The sequence below is a fragment of the Microbispora sp. H10670 genome (genome assembly GCF_014161385.1).
GTDB classification, from domain to species: domain Bacteria; phylum Actinomycetota; class Actinomycetes; order Streptosporangiales; family Streptosporangiaceae; genus Microbispora; species Microbispora triticiradicis.
On sequence record NZ_JABBWW010000007.1, the window covers coordinates 172,120 to 193,906 of the forward strand.

Here is a 21,787-nt window from a genome sequence, read left to right on the forward strand (position 1 = left end):
TCAGCGCAGGACTTCGCCCAGCCTGACCCGGGCGCCCGTACGGAGCACCGCGCGCTGGTACACCCGGGAGGCGAACAGCAGCACGCCCACGACCGCCACGATCATGAGCACCACGGCGATGAGAATCTCTCCCAGGGGAACGCCGGTGGCCGCCGTCCGTACGGGCATGACCATGGAGGAGAACGGCGGCACGAGCGACAGGACGCGCGCGACCGTGCCGGTGGGCTGGACGGCGGCGAAGTAGGCCGTCACGTAGGTCAGCATCATGAGCGTGGTCATCGGCGTCAGCACCGTGTTCAGCTCCTCCTGCCTCGACACCAGCGAGCCGAAGGTGGCCGCGAGCACGGCGAAGAACGCGTAGCCCAGCACGAACCAGACCAGCGCGCTGACGACGATCCCGCCCATTCCCGGCGGCAGATCGGCCGCGAAGCCGGTCGCGGCCGACGCGGCCAGCCCGGCGGCGACGACGACGACGAGGTTGACCAGCCCCAGGACGCCCAGCCCGACGATCTTGCCGCCCAGCAGCTGCCACGGGCGCACCGAGGTCAGCAGGATCTCCACGATCCGGCTGCCCTTCTCCTCCACCACGCCCATCGCGACGTACATCGAGGAGTAGATGAACAGGAAGAACAGCACCATCACGAGCAGCGTGGCGATGCCGGTGCGCACACCCTGGTACCGCGCGTCGGCGCCGACCGACTCCACCCGCAGCGGCGTGACCGTGACCCCGGCGGCCCTGATCTGCTCGTCCCGGTGGACGCTTTCGAGGATCAGCCCCAGCCGCTGGTCGAGCTCGCCGTTCGCGATGACCCTGTCACCGCCGATCAGGGCCGCGTCGACGTCTCCGCCGATCACCGCCTTCCGCGCGGCCGCCTCGTCCGGATACCGCGAGTAGGAGAGCTGGGTGACGGGCGCGGGGGCCGGGCCCACCACACCGACGTCGAAGGTGCCGTCGCCGCCGAGCGCCTTCGGCAGGAACGCCAGCGCGGCCACCAGGATCGCACTGATCGCCAGGCTGATCAGGAAGGACTTCGTCCGGATCCGCGTGCGGACCTCCCGCTGGGCCACCAGCAACAGCCCGTTCATGCCACCGCCTCCCTGAAGATCTCGGTGAGGGTCGGCTGCCGCCGCCCGAAGTGCTCGACCGTCCCCGCGCCCATCGCCGTACGGAGGACGGCCTGGTCGTCTGCCTCCTCGCAGAGCAGGACGTCGCGGTCGCCCTCGCGGGCGATCCTGCCGGGCAGGCCGTCGGCCCACCCGGGCGCGGCGTCCCGGACCACGACGCGCAGCACCCCGCGGCCCTCCCGCTCCCGGAGCTCGGCGACCGGGCCGTACGCGACCATCCGGCCCGCGGAGATGATGCCGACCGAGTCGCAGAGCCGTTCGACCAGCTCCAGCTGGTGGCTGGAGAAGATGACCGGCACGCCCTCGGCGGCGCGGTCCTTGAGCACCTCCGCCAGCGCGTCGACCGCCAGCGGGTCGAGGCCGGAGAAGGGCTCGTCGAGGATCAGCACCGTCGGCTCGTGGACGAGCGCGACCGCGAGTTGCACGCGCTGCTGGTTGCCGAGCGACAGCGCCTCGACCGCGTCGTCGCGCCGCTCGACCAGGCCGAGCCGTTCGAGCAGGGCGTCCGTGGCGGTGCGGGTGGCGGCCGGGGCGAGGCCGTGGAGCCGGCCGAAGTACTCGATCTGCTCGGCGACCTTCATCTTCTGGTAGAGGCCGCGTTCCTCCGGCATGTAGCCGAACGCGCGCCGGTCGTCGTAACCCAGCGGACGCCCGTCGAGCCGCACCTCCCCGGAGTCGGCGCCGAGCACGCCCATCACGATGCGCATCGTCGTCGTCTTGCCCGCGCCGTTGGCGCCGACGAAGCCGAACATCTCGCCGGGCCGTACGGTGAAGCCGACCCCGTCGAGGGCGGTCTTGTCTCCGTAGCGTTTGCGCAGTCCGTCGATCTCAAGCACGGGGGGTTGCCTCCATGATTCGCCGGAGCACGTCCATGTAGTTCTCGAACGCCGCCCGTCCCCGTTCGGTCAGCGAGAGCCAGGTGCGCCCCCGCTTGCCGACGAAGGTCTTCTCCACGCGGACGTAGCCGGCCTCTTCGAGCGTGAGGACGTGCTTGCTGAGCAGTGAGTCGCTGACCTCGATCGTGTCGCGGAGGAAGCGGAAATCGGCCTTCTCGGCGGCGGCCAGCGCCGCCACGATCGACAGCCGCACCGGGGCGTGGATGATCTCGTCGAGCTCGTGACGCGGGTGCGCGGTCATCGGTCCCTCGTCAGCGGGGCCCCCGCGGGCGAGTCCCTCATCAGGAGGAGCCCGCCGTACACCAGGGGCAGTCCGGCGAGCACCGACAGCGCGAACAGCACCACTGTCGATCCCACCGTGAGGGTGGGCGGCATCAGCCAGACGCCGTAGACGAACGGCAGCGCCATCGTCACCACGTACGCCGTCTCGACGGGCTTCCTGACCCGCTTCAGCAGCCGGTCGTGGACCCGCAGCCTGGCCCAGTACACGCAGAGTGCCACCGTCAGCGCGATCCACCCGAGCCCGCCGATCAACGGCCACACGCCGCCGCCGAGGAACATCACCGGCCAGTAGACCATCGTGGCCAGCCCCACGAGCAGGTACGCCCGCCCGGGGCCGCGAGCGGACCGCCTGACCTGCCGGTCCACCCGCCCGATCTCCCGGAGAGCCTCGTCGGGAGTGAAGTGATCTCCGCTCATGCGCTTCCTCCCCATTCATCCGATCAACACGATAGCAACCGCTCAACCGGCGTTCAAGTACTTGCCATGGGCGACTGGAACCGCTGGGAGAGTGGCGTGATCGCGAAGAGGAGGAGGAGGTGGGGGTGGCGGCCGATGTTGGTGCGGGCCCGCGGCCTGTTCAGCGGTGCGACGCCGATGCCGCGCGGCAGTGCGTCAGCGTAACTTGGGGTCGACGTCGACCGCCTGGCAGACGGCCTGCCAGACCTGCTTCGCCGCCACGCCTTCGGCGAGGGCCTGCTCGACGGTGCGCCCGCCGAGACCGGCGAGGACGTAGTCCTTGGCCCACGACTCCGCGTACGCCTCGCCGAAGTGGCGGCGCATCCTGTTCCAGAAGTCGGTGAGGCGCATGCGTTCAGTATGGCCCCCCAGGCGGAATGGCCTCACCGCCCTCGGCGACCGTGACGCCGCGCCCGTCCCGTCACATCACGCGGGCGCCGTACATCTCGCCGAGGGGGTCGGCGAGGAGTTCCAGGCGAGCGCCGTCCGGGTCCCGGAAGTAGATCGAGCTGCCGCTCTCCTCCTGGTACGGCACGCCGGCCGCGTCGAGCTTGCCGCGCAGGCGCTCCCACGTCTCCCGCTCCACGGAGATCGCGATGTGGTGGAGGCCGCCGAGAACCTCCTTGTACGGCTCCAGGTCGAGTCCGGGGAGGTCGAAGAAGGCCAGCAGGTTCCCGTTGCCGATGTCGAAGAAGAAGTGGTTCGACCCTCGGTAGTCGCGGTTCTCGAAGATCTCGGTCAGCGGGAACTCGAGGAGTTCGTGATAGAAGCGGATGGTCCGCTCGACGTCGGATGAGATCAACGCGAAGTGGTGCAGGCCCCTCGCGCTGCTTGCGGCACGGCGTTCGCCGAGGTAGCGCTCCCGGATGCGGGTGCGCGCCACCTCGACGGCCGCGTAGTCGATTTCCATACTCAAGAAGATTGTCCTGTTTTGCGCTCGTCATGCCCCCGGTCGCCTGATCGTGGCACGTCCCGTTCCACCCGTGCCGCGGGCGGGCGGCCACCGCGACCAGGCGGCGTGGCGTTTTCTGTCGGTGGGGCGATGCATGATGGGCGGGTGGGTGCGCTCGACGGCTTCAGCCCGGTGACCAGGGAGTGGTTCACCGGGGCGTTCGCGACGCCGACCTCGGCGCAGGAGGGCGCGTGGTCGTCGATCGCCCGTGGTGAGAACACACTCGTGGTCGCCCCCACGGGGTCGGGCAAGACTCTCGCGGCCTTCCTGTGGGCGATCGACCGGCTGGCCGTCGAGCACGCGACCGGCCGGGGCGAGACGGCGGGCGCGCGGGACCGGCACGGCGGATCGCCCGACCGGCGCTCCGGGGGCGCGGGCGGCCGGGCGAAGGCCGGGGAACCGGCGCGTCCCTGTCGTGTCGTGTACGTCTCACCGCTGAAGGCCCTGGCGGTCGACGTGGAGCGGAACCTGCGCGCCCCTCTCACCGGCATCCGGCAGACGGCGCTGCGGATGGGGCTGCCGGCCCCCGACATATCGGTGGCGATCCGCTCCGGCGACACCGCGGCCGAGGAGCGGCGCCGTTTCGCGGCCCGGCCCTCGGACATCCTGATCACGACGCCCGAATCGCTGTTCCTGCTCCTCACCTCGCAGGCGCGCGAGGCGCTGCGCGGTGTGCAGACCGTGATCGTGGACGAGGTCCACGCCGTCGCGTCGACCAAGCGCGGGGCCCACCTGGCGCTCACGCTGGAGCGGCTCGACGCCCTGCTGCCCGCGCCGGCCCAGCGCATCGGCCTGTCGGCGACCGTGCGCCCGGTCGAGGAGGTGGCGGCCTTCCTCGGCGGGACGCGTCCGGCCACCGTCGTGCAGCCGCCCGCCGAGAAGGTCATCGAGGTCGACGTCGTGGTGCCGGTCGAGGACATGACCGAGCTCGCGCCGCCCCCTCCCGGCGCCGAGGGCGAGCCGGCGGAGCACCGGCGGAGCATCTGGCCGCATGTCGAGGAGCACCTGCTCGACCTGATCCAGGCCCATCGGTCCACGATCGTCTTCGCCAACTCACGACGGTTGTCCGAGCGGCTGTGCACCCGGCTCAACGAGCTCGCCTGGGAACGGCAGGCCTCCTCCGCCGCCGGTGGAGGCACAGGTGGAGACACAGGTCAGGCCACAGACGGGGGCACGGACGGGGCGGATCCGGCCCACTGGTCGGAGGCCTTCGAGCGGTTGCACGCGCAGTGGTCCGGCCGCCGCGACGGACCAGACCACGGCCAGGCCGCTCCTCCGGCCGGGCAAGCCGGGCCTTCGGGACCGGGACCCACGGGAATCGGACCTGCGGGACCGGGCGTCACGGGACCTGCGCTGCCGGGACCGGGGCTCACTGGACCCGGGCTCACGGGACCCGGGATGCCGGCACCCGGACTGCCAGGTCCGGGGGTCATGCCGTCGGAGTTCATGGCGCAGGCGGGCGTGTCGGGCGGCGCGATCCCCGAGGTGGTGCGGGCCCACCACGGCTCCGTCTCCAAGGAGGAGCGCGCCCAGATCGAGGAGGCGCTGAAGTCGGGCCGGCTGCCCGCGGTGGTCGCCACCTCCAGCCTGGAGCTCGGCATCGACATGGGCTCGGTCGATCTGGTGGCCTGCGTGGAGGCGCCGCCCAGCGTGGCCAGCGGGCTGCAGCGCATCGGCCGCGCCGGGCACCAGGTCGGCGCGGTGTCCAGGGGTGTGATCTTCCCCAAGTACCGGGGCGACCTGGTCCAGACGGCGGTCGTGGCGGAGCGCATGCGCGCCGGGCGGATCGAGGAGCTCCGCTACCCGCGCAACCCCCTCGACGTGCTGGCGCAGCAGATCGTCGCGATGACCGCGCTCGACGAGTGGACCGTCGACTCGCTGGAGGCGCTGGTGCGCCGGGCCGCGCCGTACGCCACGCTGCCGCGCACCGCGCTGGAGGCGACGCTCGACATGCTGGCCGGGCGTTATCCGAGCGAGGAGTTCGCTGAGCTGCGGCCGCGCGTCGTGTGGGACCGGGTGACCGGGACCCTTCACGGCCGTCCGGGGGCGCAGCGCCTGGCGGTGACCAACGGGGGCACGATTCCCGACCGGGGGCTGTTCGGCGTGTTCCTGGTCGGCGACAAGGCCTCGCGGGTGGGCGAGCTGGACGAGGAGATGGTCTACGAGTCCCGCGTCGGCGACGTGTTCGTGCTGGGCGCGACCTCCTGGCGGATCGAGGACATCACGGCCGACCGCGTGCTGGTCTCCCCCGCTCCCGGCCGGCCGGGCAAACTGCCGTTCTGGCACGGCGACGCGCCGGGCCGCCCCGCGGAGCTGGGCCGGGCCATCGGCGCGTTCCTCCGGGAGCTGTCGGCGGCAGGGGCGGGCGGCAAGGGCGACGCCCGAGCGGCGCTCGAACGCGTCCGCGCGGCCGGCCTCGACGAGTACGCCGCCGGGAACCTCCTCTCCTACCTGACGGAACAGCGGGAGGCGACGGGATACGTGCCCGACGACCGCACGCTGGTGGTGGAGCGCTTCCGCGACGAGCTGGGCGACTGGCGGGTGGTGCTCCACTCCCCCTACGGCGCGCGGGTGCACGCGCCGTGGGCGCTCGCGATCGGGCGCCGCCTGCGGGAGCGGTACGGCGCGGACGTCCAGGCCGTCCACTCCGACGACGGCATCGTGCTGCGCGTCCCGGACACCTTCGAGGACGGGCCGACCGACGTGGCGGTCTTCGACGCCGACGAGATCGAGCAGATCGTGGTGGAGGAGCTGGGCGGCTCCGCGCTGTTCGCCTCCCGCTTCCGGGAGTGCGCCGGGCGCGCCCTCCTGCTCCCCCGGCGCTCTCCGGGCAGGCGCACGCCGCTGTGGCAGCAGCGCCAGCGGGCCGCCCACCTGCTGGGCGTGGCGAGCAAGTACGCCGGTTTCCCGGTGGTCCTGGAGACGATGCGCGAGTGCCTGCAGGACGTCTTCGACGTTCCCGGCCTGGTGGGGCTCCTGCGTGACGTCGCCGCCCGCCGGGTGCGGGTGGTCGAGGTGGAGACCTCCCAGGCGTCCCCGTTCGCCGCGTCGCTGCTGTTCAACTACATCGGCGCCTTCATGTACGAGGGCGACGCGCCGCTGGCGGAGCGGCGGGCCCAGGCGCTGGCCCTCGACACCGCGCTCCTGGCCGAGCTGCTGGGGCAGGCCGATCTTCGGGAGCTGCTCGACCCCGACGTCCTCGCGGAGACCGAGCGGGAACTGGCCCGGCTCGACAGGCCGCTGCGGGACGCCGAGGACCTCGCGGACCTGCTGCGTTCGCACGGCCCGTTGCTCGCCCAGGACGTCTCGATCCGCGAGGGCGACCCGGCGTGGCTGGCGGACCTGGAGCGGGTGCGCAGGGCCATCCGGGTGCGCGTGGCGGGTCATGAGCAGTGGGCCGCCGTCGAGGACGCCTGGCGGCTGCGTGACGCCCTGGGCGTGCCGCTGCCCGTGGGCGTGCCGCACCAGTTCCTTGAGCCGCCGCCGACCGGCGGTGCGCACGGCTCCGGCGGTCCCGGCAGGCCCGCCGCCGACCCGCTGGGCGACCTGGTGGCCCGGCACGCCCGCACCCGCGGCCCGTTCTCGTCCGGGACCGCCGCCGCCCGCTTCGGGGTCGGCGTCGCGGTGGCGGACGAGGCGCTGCGCCGCCTCGCCGGGTCGGGAAGGATCGTCTCGGGCGAGTTCCGGCCCGGCGGCCGGGGCGAGGAGTGGTGCGACGCGGACGTGCTGCGGCTCCTGCGGCGCCGGTCGCTCGCCCGGCTCCGCAAGGAGGTGGAGCCGGTTCCGCCCGAGGTTCTGGCCGCCTTCCTGCCCGCCTGGCACGGGATCGCACCGCAGAGCATCACGACGAGCGGCGGCCGTCCCGTCGGGTACGACGGCGGCACCGGCCACCCGGGCCCCGGCGGACCTCCCGGCCCACCACGGCAGGGGCGGCCGGAGGTCCAGGGGTCCGCGCGGGCGATGGACACGCTGATCAGCGCGATCGAACGGCTGCAGGGAGCGGCGGTCCCCGCCTCGGCCCTGGAGTCGCTGGTGCTGCCCGCTCGGGTGCCCGGATACTCCCCGGCCCTGCTCGACGAGCTGACCTCGTCCGGTGAGGTCGTCTGGGCGGGCCAGGGCTCGCTGCCCGGCGGGGACGGCTGGGTCTCGCTCTACTTCGCCGACACCGCACCGCTGCTGCTGCCCGCGCCGGCGGAGATCACCATGACCCCACTGCACGAGGGGATCCTGGAGATCCTCGGCGGCGGCGGGGCGCTGTTCTTCCGCGAGCTGTCCAACCGGATAGGGGCGGCCGCATGCGGGGCGGGCGGCGCGGCCGGCACCGGTCCGGACGCCGCGGCGTCCCGCCGGGCCCGCATCCTCGGCCGGTCGGCCGCGGACACCCCGGCGCCCGGCGAGGGCCTCACCGCGAACGGGCCGCCGGACGACCTGACCCTGTCCGCCGCGCTGTGGGACCTCGTCTGGGCGGGCCGCGTCACCGGGGACACGCTGGCTCCGCTCCGCTCGGCGCTGGGCACCGGAAGGCCCGCCCACCGTCCGGCCGCGACCAGGCGCCGCCGGGCCGTCCTGCCCACCAGGAGCGGCCCGCCGACCGTGAGCGGCCGATGGTGGCCGCTCCCCGCGCCGGCGGGCGACGGCACCCAGCGGGCGCACGCCCAGGCGGAGGTGCTGCTCGAACGGCACGGGGTGCTGACCAGGGGCGGCGTCACGGCCGAACGCCTGCCCGGCGGATTCTCCGCCGTCTACCAGGTGCTGCGCGCCTTCGAGGAGAGCGGCCGGTGCCGCCGCGGCTACTTCGTCGAAGGGCTGGGCGGCGCCCAGTTCGCCCTTCCTGGCGCGGTGGACCGGATGCGGGCCATGTCCTCCCCGTCGTCCTCCCCGTCATCCCCCTCGCCGGGGCTTTCGCCGGAGGAGGACCTGTGGTCGGTCCCGGCCCCGCCGCCGCCCCGGCCGGTGGTCGTGCTGGCCGCGGCCGACCCGGCCAACCCGTACGGCGCCGCGCTGCCCTGGCCCGACCGCGCGGACGACGTGACCCACAAGCCGGGCCGCAAGGCGGGCGCGCTGGTGGTGCTGGTGGAGGGCTCCCTCGTCCTTTACGTCGAGCGTGGCGGCAAGACCCTGCTCTCCTACGGCTCTGGGGAGGACCTGCGCCCGGCCGTGCAGGCCCTCGCCGTCTCCGTACGGCGGGGCGCGCTGGGCAAGCTCACCGTCGAACGGGCCGACGGCGCCTCGATCACCGGCTCGCCCCTGGCGGAGGCCCTGGAGGCCGCCGGGTTCCACCCCACCCCGCGTGGTCTGCGCATCCGCGGCTGACCGCCGTCCTAGCCCGGCTCCGCCACGCTCGCAGGCCGGTCCTCCTCCACCCGAGCCGCCCGGCGCCTCCGGTTGAGCCGCAGGTACAGCAGGGCGGCGCCGGCGACCGCCAGCGGCCACAGAAGGTAGGGGCCGGACATGAGAAGCAGCGCGGCCACCGCGACCATGGCCGTCATCGCCGCGGCCCGGCCCATGCCGCGTCTGGGCAGCAGCTTGAGCGCGGCGGCGACGCCGAGCGCGTACACCGCCACGAAGGAGCCGGTGGTGAGCAGCACGACGGGCTGGGCGCCCACCCCCGTGGCGACCACGACGGCCAGCGCGACGAACGACAACGCCGAGTGGACGGCCAGGCTGCGGCGGGGCACCTCGCCCGCCATGCTGCCTCCGGCGAGCGCCCGGGGCAGCGCTCCGTCCCGGCCAAGGGCGGCGCCCAGTTTGGCCGCCCCGGCGTAGTAGGCGTTCATGGCGCCGAGCGTCAGCAGCACCGCGGCCCCGGCGGCCAGCCAGCGGGCGTTGCCGCCCAGGCCGAGTGCCATGAGTTCGCCCAGCGGCGCTTCGGTCCGGGCCACGCCGGGCCCGAGGACGGTGACGGTGGCGAAGGCCACCAGCAGGTACAGCACCCCGACGATGACGACCGCCGCCCCGGTCGCCCTCGGCAGGTCGCGTCGCGGGCGGCGGAACTCGCCGGCGAGATGGGTGATCGCCTCCCAGCCCGCGAAACTCCAGACGAGCAGCGCCCCCGCCGAGCCGACGGCCGTCCAGCCGTGCGGGGCGAACGGCCGGAGATTGCCCATGTCGGCGTGCGGCAGCGACAGCCCGACCGACACCACCAGCAGCAGGACGAGCAGCCCCGCCAGGACGAGCTGCAACCTGCTGCTGACCTGGAGTCCGACGGCGTTGGCCGCGGTGACCACGGCCATCAGCACCGCCGCGGTCACGGTGGTGGTCACCGCCCCGCCCCCGGCCGCGGCGGAGACGTACGCCGCGCCGAACAGCGCGGCGGGGACGGCGCCCAGGGGCACCGCCAGGTAGAACCACCAGCCGACCACCGCCGCCGCGTGTTCGCCGAAGGCCAGCCGGGCGTAGGTGGACACCCCGCCCGCGTCGGGATGGCGCGCGCCGAGCGCGGCGAAGGTCCCGGCCAGCGGCGCCGACAGCAGGACGAGCGCCAGCCAGGCGAGCAGCGAGGCCGGTCCCGCCGCCTCCGCCGCCAGGGCGGGCAGCGCGATGACCCCGGTGCCGAGGACGGCTCCCACGTACATCGCCGTGCCGTGGCCGAAGGTCATCCGGCCCTGGTGGGTGGCCTCACTCACGACGCATCGCCCTACAACTCCACGGGGCCGTAGAGGGCGGCGGGGGCGCGGCGGGTCATGGCCCAGTAGCGGTCGCCGTACGACCAGTGCCACCACTCGGTCGGGTAGTTCACCAGGCCGCAGGCCTCCAGGGCCGCGCTCAGGACGTCGCGGTTGCGCCGTGCCCCGGCGCCCACCTCGGCGGCCGTGTAGCAGGCGCCGCGGCTCTGCTCGGGGGTGGCGTTGACGGCCGTCCCCATGTCGAGCTCCACCCCGTGGTCGTCGCAGAGCGTCAGGTCGACGGCCGCGCCCGCCGTGTGCGGGGCGACCTCTATCGGGGAGACGTACCGGCTCGCGGCGACGTGCAGGTCGCCGGCCGGCATGTCCGGGAAGGCGGCGCGCAGTTCGGCCTTGTACTCCTCGAAGTAGCGCCGCTGCAGCGCGGGCGGGCGGTAGCCCTCGACGACCACCAGGTTGCACCCCGCCGGCAGGCGGTCCTGGGCCTCCTCCAGGCGGGCCAGCAGGCCCTCCCGCAGGTGGGCGTAGGCCCCGGCCGGATCGGCGAGCCGTTCGTCGACCCGCAGCCGTCCCCGGACGTCGCTCAGTTTCTCGCCGCACTCCTCCACGCCGATCGAGGTCACCCGGAGATCCGAGATCAGGACCAGACCGGCGGCGGGGTCGGGCAGCGCGGAGCGATCACGAGAGGAAACGGACATAGGGATCAACCTACCGTCACACGGTGTCCGAGAAGACCTCTTCACGCGCTCGGTCCAGTGCTGCGACGATAGCCCCCATAAGTACGGGATTACCATCCACGCCGGTCGCCGCCACCGTGGGGCGGCTCGGGCACACGCGGGCCACCGCCTCCTCCACCCGCCGGGCGAGCAGGTGTCCCCCGGCCCTGCCGACGTCTCCGCTGAGCACGACCAGCCCCGGGTCGAGCACCACCGAGACCGCCGCGACGCCGACCGCGAGCCGCCCGGCCAGGCTGTCGACGAACCCCTCGTTCCCCGCGGCGACGGCCGCGCGGGCCAGGTTCCACAGCGCCTCTCCTCCGACGAGGCGCTGGAAGGACCCGGTCTGGGGCGCGGTGACCTGGCTCGGGAGCGGTTCGCCGGGGACCGGGAGCCAGCCGATCTCGCCCGCGCCGCCGGTGATCCCGCGGTGCAGCCTGCCGCCCAGCATGACGCCGAGGCCCTGGCCGACGCCGGTCCACAGGATCGCGAAGTCGTCGGCGCCCCGCGCCGTGCCGTACGCCTGCTCGGCCAGCGCCGCGAGGTTCACGTCGTTCTCGATGATCACGCACTCGCCCAGCAGCGTGCGCAGCCCGGCGAGGATGCCGACGTGCCAGGAGGGCAGGTCGACGGAGTACCGCACGTCGCCGGTGGCGGGGTCGACCACGCCGCGGGTGCCGATGACGAAGCAGCGCAGCCGGGCGAGCTCGATCCCGGCCGTCCCGCAGGCTCGCTGGACGGCCTCGTGGACCACCCGTACGGGATCGCCCGCCTCGCTCGGGTCCACCGTGACCTGGGCGATGACCGTTCCGGTGATGTCTGCGACGGCGGCGGTGACGCTGTCCGGCAGCACCTCCAGGCCCGCGACGTACGCGCTGGAGGGGTTGACGCCGTACAACGCGGCGTTCGGGCCGCGGCCCCCGGGGCGCTCACCGGCGGCCGTGACCAGCCCGCGCGTCTCCAGGCGCGAGAGGAGCTGTCCCGAGGTCACCTTCGACAGCCCGGTAAGCTCACCCAACTCGGCCCTGGTCAGAGGGCCTCTGGTGATGAGGAGTTCCAGTGCCGCGCGGTCGTTGATCTGCCGTAGCAGCCGAGGCGTACCCGGTCGTTGTGCCACCGGCTGGTTCCCCTCTCGTCACGATCCGCTAACGCGGGCTTTTTTATAAGAAAGTTTCTTGTTAGTTTAGCGCCAGCCAGCCCGGAGGCAACCGATCAGCCTCGGGACGCCATGAGCGCCGACCGAAAGGAGAGCGCCTTCCAGCAGGTGAGCGGCCCGCCGACACCCCCACGAGGCGCACCCCCGACGCGAAGCCGGGAAGGGAGAGAACCATCGTGAAGATTGTGAAGATCGCGGTCGCGACCACCGCGACCGCCGTCCTGGCCCTGGGACTCGCCGCTTGCGGAAGCGACGACTCCAAGGACGCGGCCGCGCCGGCGGCCTCCGCGGCAGCCGGCGGTCCCAAGTTCGCGGGCCAGACTCTTACCGTGTGGCGACTCGGTGCCCCCACCGACGTCTTCACCAAATACATGGACGACCTGGGCGCCAAGTTCAAGGAGCAGACGGGCGCCGAGGCGAAGGTCCAGTGGATCCCCTGGCCCGACGCCCAGAAGAAGTGGACCGCCGCGCTCGCCGGCGGCGAGGGCCCGGACATCACCGAGTTCGGCAACGACCAGGTCGCCGCCTGGGTGGCGCAGGACGCCCTGGCCGACATCACCGGCATCGTCAAGGGCGACACCGAGCTCCAGGAGATCCCGCAGAACCTGTGGAGCTACGAGACGATCGACGACAAGATCTACGCCGTTCCTTGGGGCGGCGGCACCCGGGCCGTGCTCTACCGCAAGGACTGGTTCGACAAGCTCGGCATCGAGGTCCCGAAGACCTGGGACGAGCTGATCGCCGCGGGCAAGAAGATCGTCGACAAGCAGGGCAAGGACGTCGACGGCTTCGCCTTCAACGGCGGCTCGGACGCGAACATGTCGCTGTCGCCGTTCGTCTGGTCCGCCGGGGGCGACTTCGCCAAGTTCGAGGGCGGCAAGTGGGTGGGCCAGCTCACCCAGCCGGGCTTCAAGGAGGGCTTCCAGTTCTACACGGACCTGGTCGCCAAGGACGGCGTGTCCGGCAAGGGCCGCCTGACGCAGAACTCGGTGGACATCGCCCAGCGTTTCGCCGCCGGCAAGGTCGGCATGTACGTCACCGGCGGCTGGGACATCGCCGCCATCAAGGAGCAGAGCAAGGGCAAGGTCGACGAGTCGAAGATGGGCTTCTTCTCGCTCCCGGCCAAGGACGGCTCCGGCCCGGCGCCCGCCTTCCAGGGCGGCAACGACATCGCCATCTGGAAGGACGCCAAGAACCCCGAGCTCGCCGCCGAGTATCTCAAGCTCGCGGCCGGCAAGGAGTTCGGCGTCCGGTACGCCAAGGAGGGCGGCCTGCTCCCGCTCTACCCCGACGCGCTCGCCGAGATGGGCGGCGACCCCGCCCAGAAGCCCTTCACGGACACCTTCAAGGTCGCCAAGGGCTTCCCGGCCAGCCCCAACTGGGCCGAGGCCAACGACACCAAGGCCGTGCTGCAGAACGCGGCACGCTCGGTGATCGAGGGCAAGAAGAGCGTCGACCAGGCTCTGACGGACGCCAACTCCGAGCTTGAGACGATCCTCAACCAGTAGGACTCATGACCCACACGTCAACCCTCGCCCGGGGCGGAGCCGACACCTCCGCCCCGGCGCGGCGCCCGCGCAGACGGCCCGGCCGCCCGGCCCTCTCCCCCAGAGCCGTCCCGTACGTCCTGATCCTGCCCGGCCTCCTGGTCATCGCCGCGCTCCTGCTCTACCCGCTGTGCCAGATGGTCGTGATGTCCTTCCACAAGGTGGGGCTCCGGCAGATCAAGGCGGTCAACCCCGCGCCCGCCGAGTTCGTCGGCGTGGACAACTACACGCAGATCTTCGGCTCCGACCTGTTCTGGTCGTCGCTCCGCAACACCGTGCTCTTCGCCGTCGTGACCGTCGCGCTGACCCTCGCCCTCGGCACCCTCGTCGGCCTGCTGCTGCACCGGCTGGGCCCGAAGATGTCGACCTTCGTCGTCGTCGGCATCATGGCCGCGTGGGCCACCCCGCCCACCGCGCAGGCCATCGTCTGGAAGTGGCTGTTCGACTCCGACGCCGGGGTGGTCAACTGGACCCTGAACCTGCTGCCGGACAGGCTGTCGAACCTGCTGTTCGGCCAGGCCGACTGGAGCGGGCACCCGTGGTTCAACGACACGCTCACGCTCTACTTCGTGCTGGTCATGGCCGTGGTGTGGGCGTCGTTCCCGTTCATCGCGGTGTCGGTGCTGGCCGGGCTCAAGAGCATCCCCGGCGAGCTGTACGAGGCGGCGACGATGGACGGCTCGGGCGCGGTCCACACGTTCCGGAGGATCACGCTTCCACTGCTCAAACCGGTGTTCTCGGTGCTGGTCGTGCTGTCGGTCATCTGGGACTTCAAGGTCTTCACCCAGCTCTACCTGCTGGCCGGCGGCACGGTGAACCGCGACGCGTTCAACCTGTCGCTGTGGAGCTACGCAGAGGCGTTCAGCAGCCCGCCGAAGATGGGCCTCGGCGCCGCCATCGCGGTCGTGCTGACCGTGATCCTGCTGCTGATCACCTTCGTGTACGTCCGGCAGATCGTGAAGACGGAGGACGACATCCGATGAGCCCGCTGACCCGCAGGAGGCTCGGACGGGCCGCGCTGAACGCGGCCGGGGTCGCGGTGTTCCTCTTCGCGGTCTTCCCCGTCTACTGGATGGTCGCCACGGCCTTCAAGCCGAACGACCAGATCTTCACCACGAGCTTCATCCCGTTCCCGAGCCCGCCGTCGCTCGACCACGTCGAACGCGTCTTCACCAGGGGCGTCGCGGGGCACTCGATCTGGCGGTACCTGGTCAACAGCACCCTCGTGGCGCTCAGCGCCGTCGTGCTCGGCGCGGTCTTCGCGCTGCTCGCGGCGACCGCCGTGGCGAGGTTCCGGTTCCGGTTCCGCACGTCGTTCCTGATCCTGCTGCTGATCGTGCAGATGGTGCCGGCCGAGGCGCTGCTGATCCCGCTGTTCACCATGGTCAAGCGGCTCGGCCTGTACGACCAGCTGCTCGGCCTGATCGTCATCAACGTCGGCCTGACGCTGCCGTTCTCCGTCTGGATGCTGCGCACGTTCGTCGCCGCCGTGCCGAAGGAACTGGAGGAGGCGGCCTGGATCGACGGCGCCGGCCGGTTCACCACCTTCTGGCGGGTGCTGTTCCCGCTGGTCGCGCCCGGCCTCGTCGCCACCAGCATCTTCGCCTTCATCACCACCTGGAACGAGTTCGTCTACGCCCTGACCCTGATCGGTGACCAGGGCAAGTACACGATGCCGGTCGCACTGCAGTTCTTCGTCGGCCAGCGGTCGACCGACTGGGGCGGGATCATGGCCGCCTCGACCCTGATGACCATCCCGGTCCTCGTCTTCTTCCTGCTGGTCCAGCGGCGGATGGTCTCCGGCCTCGTCGCGGGCGCGGTCAAGGGTTAACCACACCGCTACGGGCACCCCCGCTTCGTACGGCCGCCGCACCCGGTGGCCGTACGGGCCCTGCCCGCGCGCCCTCCGCTCTCACTCTCACGAAACTCTCCACGAAGGAGCCGAGACACCATGTCCGCCACCCGCGACTCCCAGCCGGGGGCCGCAGACCTGTCCACGCGTACCGGCGACCCGGGCCTGCACCGGCTCGCGGCGGGCGCGCTGCTCATCTCGTTCCGGGGCACGACCGCGCCGGACTGGGTCCTGCGCGGCCTGGAGGACGGCCTCGGCGGCGTGTGCCTGTTCGGCTTCAACGTGGCCTCCGGCGAGCAGGTCGGCGCGCTCACGGCCCGGCTGAACGAGGCCGCGCGGCCCGTGGTCTCCCTGGACGAGGAGGGCGGGGACGTCACCCGGCTGGCCTACCACACCGGGAGCGCCTATCCGGGCAACGCGGCGCTCGGCCGGGTGGACGACGTGGACCTGACCGAGCGCGTCTACCACGCCATGGCCGCCGACCTCGCCCGGTGCGGGGTGAACCTCGACATGGGGCCCGTGGCCGACGTCAACACCGCCGACGACAACCCGATCATCGGCACCCGGTCGTTCGGCCCGTCGCCGGACCTCGTGGCGCGGCACACGGTGGCCGCCGTACGCGGCCTGCAGTCGGCCGGGATCGCCGCCTGCGTCAAGCACTTCCCCGGCCACGGCGCCACACACCAGGACTCCCACCTGGAGATCCCGCTGGTCGACGCCTCCCTCGACCTGCTGAGGGAGCGTGAGCTGGTCCCGTTCCTCGCGGCGATCCGGGCGGGCACGAAGTCGATCATGACGGCGCACGTGGCGGTGCCCGAGCTGACCGGCGACCTGCCGGCCACGCTCAGCCGGGAGGCGCTGACCCGGCTGCTGCGCCGCGAGCTGGGCTACGACGGCGTGGTGATCAGCGACGCCCTCGACATGCACGCGATCAGCGAGAGCGTGGGGCTCGCCGAGGGCGCCGTGCTGTCCCTGGCCGCGGGCGCCGACCTGCTGTGCCTCGGGCCGCTGCCCACGCCGGAGGACGTACGGCGGATGGTGGCGCACATCGCGGAGGCCGTCGCCGAGGGCCGGCTCCCCGCCGGGCGCCTGGAGGAGGCGGCCGGTCGGGTGGACCGGCTGCGTGACTGGTTCGCCCGGCCGGATGCGTCCGCCGGGGACGAGAGCCAGGTCGTGGGGCTGGACGCGGCCCGCCGCGCCGTGTCGCTGACGGGCTCGGCGGCGCCGCTGGTCGACCCGTTCGTGGTCGAACTGGACACCCCGCCGACGATCGCGGTGGGCGAGGTGCCGTGGGGGGTCGGGCCGTGGCTGCCGCAGGCGGAGATCGTCCGGGTCAGGCCCGAGGACGCCGACGCCGCCGCGCTGCTCGGCCGGGCACAGGGCCGTTCACTGCTCGTGGTCGTGAAGGACGCGCACCGGCACCCGCGCAGCCGGGACCTGATCTCCGCGCTGCTCGCCGCCCGCCCGGACGCGGTCGTCATGGAGATGGGCCTGCCGATCTGGCGGCCCGGGACGGGCGCCTACCTCGCGACGTACGGCGCGGCCCGCGCCAACGCCCAGGCCGCGGTGGAGCTGCTGAGCGGTGGTCCCTTGGCGGTGGGGCTGTAGGAGTGGGGCCGGCCGGTCGATCGACCGGCCGGCCCCTTTTCACCACGGTGGCGTCCCCGGTACGCCGGCCCGGTCAGCCGCAGCTGATCGCGTTGTAGGCGGCCTCGTAGGGCGTGGTGACCTTCTCGCCGTCGATGATCGACGTCCCCGTGACGGTGACCTCGCCCGCGGCGACCTGCTTGGCCCGCGCGTTGAAGGACTGGTACGCCCGCTTGCCCGGGGCCACGTCGGCCACGGTCGTGGAGCCGTACTGCGTCGTCAGCGTCACGGTCGCCGGCACGTCACCGTCGTTGACGGCCGTGACCGCGACGTACACCGACGTGCCCACGCAGCGGGCCGAGGCGGTGACGGTCAGCGGCGTCCTGGCGGGCGGCGGCGCCATGACGACCGTGAACGTGGTCGTGGCGACCGCGGAGGTGTTGCCGGCCTTGTCGGTCGCCCGGTAGCGCACGGTGTGCTCGCCGACCTGGCTCACCGGCACCGGAGCCGTGTAGGCCTGGAACGCAGCGCCGTCCAGGGCGTACTCAATCGAGTCCACCCCGGACTCCGCGTCGGTCGCGGTGATGGTCACCGTGGCGGAGTCCACGTAGTGGCCATCGGCGTCCTTCGTGCCGGTCACGGCCGCCGACACCGCCGGCGGGGTGGTGTCCTTCGGCTGCGGGGCCACCACCGTGAACGTCACCGACCGCACCTCGGAGGTGTTGCCGGCCTTGTCGGCGGCCCGGTAGCGCAGGGTGTGCTGGCCGACCTGGCTCACCGGCACCGGAGCCGTGTAGGCCTGGAACGCGCCGCCGTCCAGGGCGTACTCCACCGTGTCCACCCCGGACTCGTCGTCGGTGGCCGAGACGGTCACCGCGGCGGAGCTCACGTAGTTGCCATCGGCGTCCTTCTCGCCCGACACCGACGCCGACACCTGCGGCGGCGTCGTGTCGGTGGGGCCCGCGCTGGTGACCACGAGCTCGCCGACCATGCCCGCGTGACCGGGGATCATGCAGTAGTAGCGGTACGTTCCGGGGGTGAGGTTCACCTGAACCTCGTGCCTGCCCCCGCTCGTGTCGAAGGGGCTGGCGAGGATGTTGACGTTGACGTCGTGGTTGTAGCCGGGGCTGGAGACGTCGAACGTCAGCGTGTGCGTCATCCCGAAGGTGTTGCCGGTCGACTCGTTCGTCTCGAAGACGATCGTCGCGGGGCCGGCCGTCGCCGTGATCGGCACGGACTTGTACTCGGTGTAGCTGTTGTCGGCGGTCCAGACGAGCGTCTGCTCCGCCGCCTGGCCGGCCTGCTGGCTCTGGCTCTGGCTCTGTGCCGCGGCCCCGACTCCCGACAGCCACACCGTCGGCAGTGCCACCGCCAGCATCACCAGGACGATGCGTCCGAGCGTGGCAGGGGTTCTGAGCGCCCTCCGCAAACCACTGAGGAAGCCCGAAGAAGATCTGATGCGCATACCGTTGTACCTCTCATGATCCGATGCGTCGGCCGGCGGACATCGCGCTGCGGCCGGCGTCGCTCGGAGGGCGTGCCGGGCGGGAGAGCTCACGCACACGGGCGTTGCGGAACTCGGCCAGGTCGGTGTCGACCTCGAAGTGATGGCAGGCCGGCGCGGCCATGACGGGCGGCGTCGCCGCTCCCACGGTCAGGGGGACGTTTGACATTATGATCACGGCGCGGCGCCAGGCGGGTGATCGGGGTGTGCGAAGAGGTCTCTTCGGCCCATCGTCCACTCCTTTGGTTGGGGGGTGCGACAGCAACCTTCGGAAGAACTGTCTGATCAGCCGCGGTGCTCACCGGCCTCGCCGATGCCGGTGCCGTGACGTCCTCCATCCCTGCGGAGACCGATGGCCGAATCCTCAGGCGCTACGGCGGAAAACGTAACAGTCTGGCAGCACTTAGTCCACATTGATGACAAAGTTCACTAGTTCGTTACCATTCTTATCGAAGAATCGGCGAAAGACCTGCTAGGCACCCATGGAACTGCCCTTCTACCTGCGCGAACACCTCCGGACCGGGACGCCCTGCGCCCCATAGGCCGGCCTCCGAGCCCCACCCCCAGCCCCCACGTCATATGCGCCGGCTAGCCGCCGGCACCTCGACCCCCTCAGCTCGGACCACCCCCCGGCTCGCCGCACCCGGGCGAGCGCCGTCACCGATTGGGAACCATGACCGAGAAAAGCACCGACGCGACGCGACGCCTGTTCTCCCGGCGCGCCTTCGCCACCACCGCGGCGACAGCCGCCGCGGTCGCGCCGTTCGCCGTGGCGAGTCAGGTCACCGCCGCTCCCGCGGACAAGGCCGCGGGCAAGACGGCGGGTACGCCGGGCGACGTCCGCCGCATCACCCTGTATGCGGAGAAGCTGCCCGACGGTCAGCTGGGCTACGGCCTGGAGGCCGGCAAGCCCACGATCCCCGGCCCCCTCATCGAGATGATCGAGGGCGAGACCCTCGAAATCGAGCTGGTCAACAACACGGGTGTGACCGCCAGCCTGCATGTCCACGGAGTGGACTACGAATGGAACAGCGACGGCACACGGATGAACGACAGCGTGGTGGAGCCGGGAGGCCGGTACGTCTACACCTGGCGCACCCACGCCCAGGGCGACCGCCCCGACGGCACCTTCGCACCCGGCAGCGCGGGCTACTGGCACTACCACGACCACGTCGTGGGAACCGAACACGGCACGGGCGGCATCCTGCGCGGCCTCTACGGGCCACTGGTGGTACGGCGCACGGGCGACGTGCTCCCCGACAAGACCTTCACCGTGGTCTTCAACGACTTGAAGACCAACAACCTCACCCAGGCGCCCGACTTCACCGCCGAACTCGGCGAACGCGTGGAGTTCATCGTCATCGCCCACGGCAACTTCTTCCACACCTTCCACATCCACGGACACCGCTGGGCCGACAACCGCACCGGCATGCTGGAAGACCTGGAGGACCAGAGCCGCATCATCGACACCAAGACCACCGGACCGGCCGAGTCGTTCGGCTTCCAGGTGATCGCCGGCGAGCGCGTCGGCCCCGGGAAGTGGATGTACCACTGCCACGTGCAGGGCTATTCCGACGCGGGGATGTCCGGGACGTTCACGGTGACCGGCGCGAGCGAGAAGGTGCCGCTGACCGTCACCGCCGCGTCCCGCTGCGTGGGCACGTCGGCGTACGTCGCGGTCACGGCCGTCAACCACGGCGACGTGCCGGCGACCGTGACGCTGACCACCCCGTACGGCTCCACGACCGCGGCCAACGTGGCTCCGGGCAAGCAGGCGTACCAGTCCTTCAACACGCGGGCCAAGCAGATCGGCGCGGGCAAGGTCACCGTGACCGGGACAGCGACGATCGGCGGCAAGAAGGTCACCTCGACCTACGAGACCGGCTACAGCGCGATCAGCTGCGGCTGACCTGGCAGCGCCGGCACAGACCATCCTCCAGCTCGGACCACCCCCAGCTCGCCGCACCCGGGCGAGTGCCGTCACCGATTGGGAACCCATGACCGAGAAAAACACCGACGCGACGCGACGCCTGTTCTCCCGGCGCGCCTTCGCCACCACCGCGGCGACAGCCGCCGCGATCGCCCCCTTCGCCGTGGCGAGCCAGGTCACCGCGGCGCCTGCGGACAAGACCACGGCCGGGACCACGGCCGGGACCACGGCCGGGACCACGGCCAGGACCGCGGGCACGCCGGGCGGCGTCCGCCGCATCACGCTCTATGCGGAGAAGCTGCCCGACGGTCAGCTGGGCTACGGCCTGGAGGCCGGCAAGCCCACGATCCCCGGCCCCCTCATCGAGATGATCGAGGGCGAGACCCTCGAAATCGAGCTGGTCAACAACACCGACGTGACCGCCAGCCTGCACGCCCACGGAGTGGACTACGAAACCTCCAGCGACGGCACGCGGATGAACGACAGCGTGGTGCAGCCGGGAGGCCGGTACGTCTACACCTGGCGCACCCACACCCCGGGCACCCGCACCGACGGCACCATCGAGCCCGGCAGCGCGGGCTACTGGCACTACCACGACCACGTCGTGGGAACCGAACACGGCACCGGCGGCATCCTGCGCGGCCTCTACGGACCGCTCGTGGTACGCCGAACCGGCGACATCCTCCCCGACAAGACCCTCACCGTCGTCTTCAACGACATGAAGACCAACAACCTCACCCAGGCGCCCGACTTCACCGCCAAGCTGGGCGAACGCGTGGAGTTCATCGTCATCGCCCACGGCAACCTGTTCCACACCTTCCACATCCACGGACACCGCTGGGCCGACAACCGCACCGGCATGCTGAGAGGCCCGCAGGACCACAGCCGCGTCATCGACACCAAGACCACCGGACCCGCCGAGTCCTTCGGCTTCCAGGTGATCGCCGGCGAACGCGTCGGCCCCGGAATGTGGATGTACCACTGCCACGTGCAGAGCCACTCCGACATGGGGATGGCCGGTATGTTCACCGTGACCGACGCGAACGGGAACGTGCCGGGCCACTCGATGGACGACATGCCGAGCCCTTCGACGAGCGCCATGCCGGGCCACTCCATGGAGGGCATGTAACGGGTCCGGACCGGGCTCGGCCGGACGCACTC

The 21,787-nt window shown here is 72.0% G+C and carries 18 protein-coding genes; 7 read left to right on the plus strand and 11 right to left on the minus strand.

The features are described from left to right. The 6 genes from HHX33_RS12925 to HHX33_RS12950 form a co-directional block, all read right to left on the minus strand. Entirely contained in the window at positions 1 to 1,086 is a 1,086-nt protein-coding gene (locus HHX33_RS12925) for an ABC transporter permease (RefSeq protein ID WP_182874789.1), read from the minus strand. Beyond that, positions 1,083 to 1,961, minus strand: a complete 879-nt coding sequence (locus HHX33_RS12930) for an ABC transporter ATP-binding protein (protein ID WP_182874790.1) — start codon at positions 1,959 to 1,961, stop codon at positions 1,083 to 1,085. The genes HHX33_RS12925 and HHX33_RS12930 overlap by 4 nt, the downstream gene beginning before the upstream one ends. Continuing rightward, positions 1,954 to 2,262 carry a winged helix-turn-helix domain-containing protein gene (locus tag HHX33_RS12935; protein WP_117409362.1) on the minus strand — a complete coding sequence of 103 codons (309 nt, stop codon included), beginning with the start codon at positions 2,260 to 2,262 and terminating at the stop codon, positions 1,954 to 1,956. Before HHX33_RS12935 ends, HHX33_RS12930 begins: the two co-directional genes overlap by 8 nt. After that, on the minus strand, positions 2,259 to 2,720 hold the full coding sequence (locus HHX33_RS12940) for a hypothetical protein (RefSeq protein WP_182874791.1): 462 nt from the start codon (positions 2,718 to 2,720) through the stop codon (positions 2,259 to 2,261). The genes HHX33_RS12935 and HHX33_RS12940 overlap by 4 nt, the downstream gene beginning before the upstream one ends. A 195-nt stretch (positions 2,721 to 2,915) precedes the next feature. Then, the gene (locus HHX33_RS12945) at positions 2,916 to 3,110 is read right to left on the minus strand and encodes a DUF3046 domain-containing protein (RefSeq protein WP_117409364.1); all 195 of its coding nucleotides are present in this window, start codon (positions 3,108 to 3,110) and stop codon (positions 2,916 to 2,918) included. Between the two features lie 70 nt (positions 3,111 to 3,180). Continuing rightward, the gene (locus HHX33_RS12950) at positions 3,181 to 3,669 is read right to left on the minus strand and encodes a VOC family protein (protein WP_182874792.1); all 489 of its coding nucleotides are present in this window, start codon (positions 3,667 to 3,669) and stop codon (positions 3,181 to 3,183) included. Between the two features lie 132 nt (positions 3,670 to 3,801). On the opposite strand from HHX33_RS12950, the gene HHX33_RS12955 reads away from it, so the two are divergent. Further along, positions 3,802 to 9,024: a DEAD/DEAH box helicase gene (locus HHX33_RS12955; RefSeq protein WP_182874793.1), complete on the plus strand. Its 5,223-nt coding sequence runs from the start codon at positions 3,802 to 3,804 to the stop codon at positions 9,022 to 9,024. An 8-nt stretch (positions 9,025 to 9,032) separates the two neighbouring features. On the opposite strand, the gene HHX33_RS12960 is transcribed toward HHX33_RS12955, so the two are convergent. Genes HHX33_RS12960 through HHX33_RS12970 form a run of 3 tightly spaced genes read right to left on the minus strand, consistent with a single transcriptional unit; the run spans position 9,033 to position 12,167 of the window. Next, the gene (locus HHX33_RS12960) at positions 9,033 to 10,337 is read right to left on the minus strand and encodes an APC family permease (protein WP_220501760.1); all 1,305 of its coding nucleotides are present in this window, start codon (positions 10,335 to 10,337) and stop codon (positions 9,033 to 9,035) included. A gap of 11 nt (positions 10,338 to 10,348) precedes the next feature. After that, the gene (locus tag HHX33_RS12965; RefSeq protein ID WP_182874794.1) at positions 10,349 to 11,032 is read right to left on the minus strand and encodes a M15 family metallopeptidase; all 684 of its coding nucleotides are present in this window, start codon (positions 11,030 to 11,032) and stop codon (positions 10,349 to 10,351) included. Positions 11,033 to 11,048: 16 nt separating this feature from the next. Continuing rightward, positions 11,049 to 12,167: an ROK family transcriptional regulator gene (locus tag HHX33_RS12970; RefSeq protein WP_182874795.1), complete on the minus strand. Its 1,119-nt coding sequence runs from the start codon at positions 12,165 to 12,167 to the stop codon at positions 11,049 to 11,051. A 215-nt stretch (positions 12,168 to 12,382) separates the two neighbouring features. Between HHX33_RS12970 and HHX33_RS12975 the strand changes: the two genes are divergently transcribed. The 4 genes from HHX33_RS12975 to HHX33_RS12990 all read left to right on the plus strand — a co-directional run bounded on the left by HHX33_RS12975 (position 12,383) and on the right by HHX33_RS12990 (position 17,213). Further along, complete coding sequence (locus HHX33_RS12975; protein ID WP_182874796.1) at positions 12,383 to 13,714, plus strand: sugar ABC transporter substrate-binding protein; 1,332 nt, start codon at positions 12,383 to 12,385, stop codon at positions 13,712 to 13,714. Between the two features lie 5 nt (positions 13,715 to 13,719). Next, positions 13,720 to 14,736 carry a carbohydrate ABC transporter permease gene (locus HHX33_RS12980; RefSeq protein ID WP_182874797.1) on the plus strand — a complete coding sequence of 339 codons (1,017 nt, stop codon included), beginning with the start codon at positions 13,720 to 13,722 and terminating at the stop codon, positions 14,734 to 14,736. Beyond that, the gene (locus tag HHX33_RS12985; protein WP_182874798.1) at positions 14,733 to 15,584 is read left to right on the plus strand and encodes a carbohydrate ABC transporter permease; all 852 of its coding nucleotides are present in this window, start codon (positions 14,733 to 14,735) and stop codon (positions 15,582 to 15,584) included. The genes HHX33_RS12980 and HHX33_RS12985 overlap by 4 nt, the downstream gene beginning before the upstream one ends. A gap of 120 nt (positions 15,585 to 15,704) precedes the next feature. Continuing rightward, a complete protein-coding gene (locus HHX33_RS12990) occupies positions 15,705 to 17,213 on the plus strand; it encodes a glycoside hydrolase family 3 protein (protein WP_182874799.1) in 1,509 nt (502 codons plus the stop codon). Between the two features lie 73 nt (positions 17,214 to 17,286). On the opposite strand, the gene HHX33_RS12995 is transcribed toward HHX33_RS12990, so the two are convergent. Next, positions 17,287 to 18,570 (minus strand): OmpL47-type beta-barrel domain-containing protein, encoded by a 1,284-nt coding sequence (locus tag HHX33_RS12995; RefSeq protein WP_182874800.1) that lies wholly within the window; start codon positions 18,568 to 18,570, stop codon positions 17,287 to 17,289. Between the two features lie 100 nt (positions 18,571 to 18,670). After that, positions 18,671 to 18,865 (minus strand): hypothetical protein, encoded by a 195-nt coding sequence (locus HHX33_RS13000; protein ID WP_182874801.1) that lies wholly within the window; start codon positions 18,863 to 18,865, stop codon positions 18,671 to 18,673. A 504-nt stretch (positions 18,866 to 19,369) separates the two neighbouring features. Between HHX33_RS13000 and HHX33_RS13005 the strand changes: the two genes are divergently transcribed. Both HHX33_RS13005 and HHX33_RS13010 read left to right on the plus strand, forming a co-directional pair. After that, positions 19,370 to 20,605 carry a multicopper oxidase domain-containing protein gene (locus HHX33_RS13005; RefSeq protein ID WP_182874802.1) on the plus strand — a complete coding sequence of 412 codons (1,236 nt, stop codon included), beginning with the start codon at positions 19,370 to 19,372 and terminating at the stop codon, positions 20,603 to 20,605. A gap of 88 nt (positions 20,606 to 20,693) precedes the next feature. After that, positions 20,694 to 21,755, plus strand: coding sequence for a multicopper oxidase domain-containing protein (locus tag HHX33_RS13010; RefSeq protein WP_182874803.1), 1,062 nt, complete (start codon positions 20,694 to 20,696; stop codon positions 21,753 to 21,755). The last annotated feature ends 32 nt before the right edge of the window (positions 21,756 to 21,787 follow it).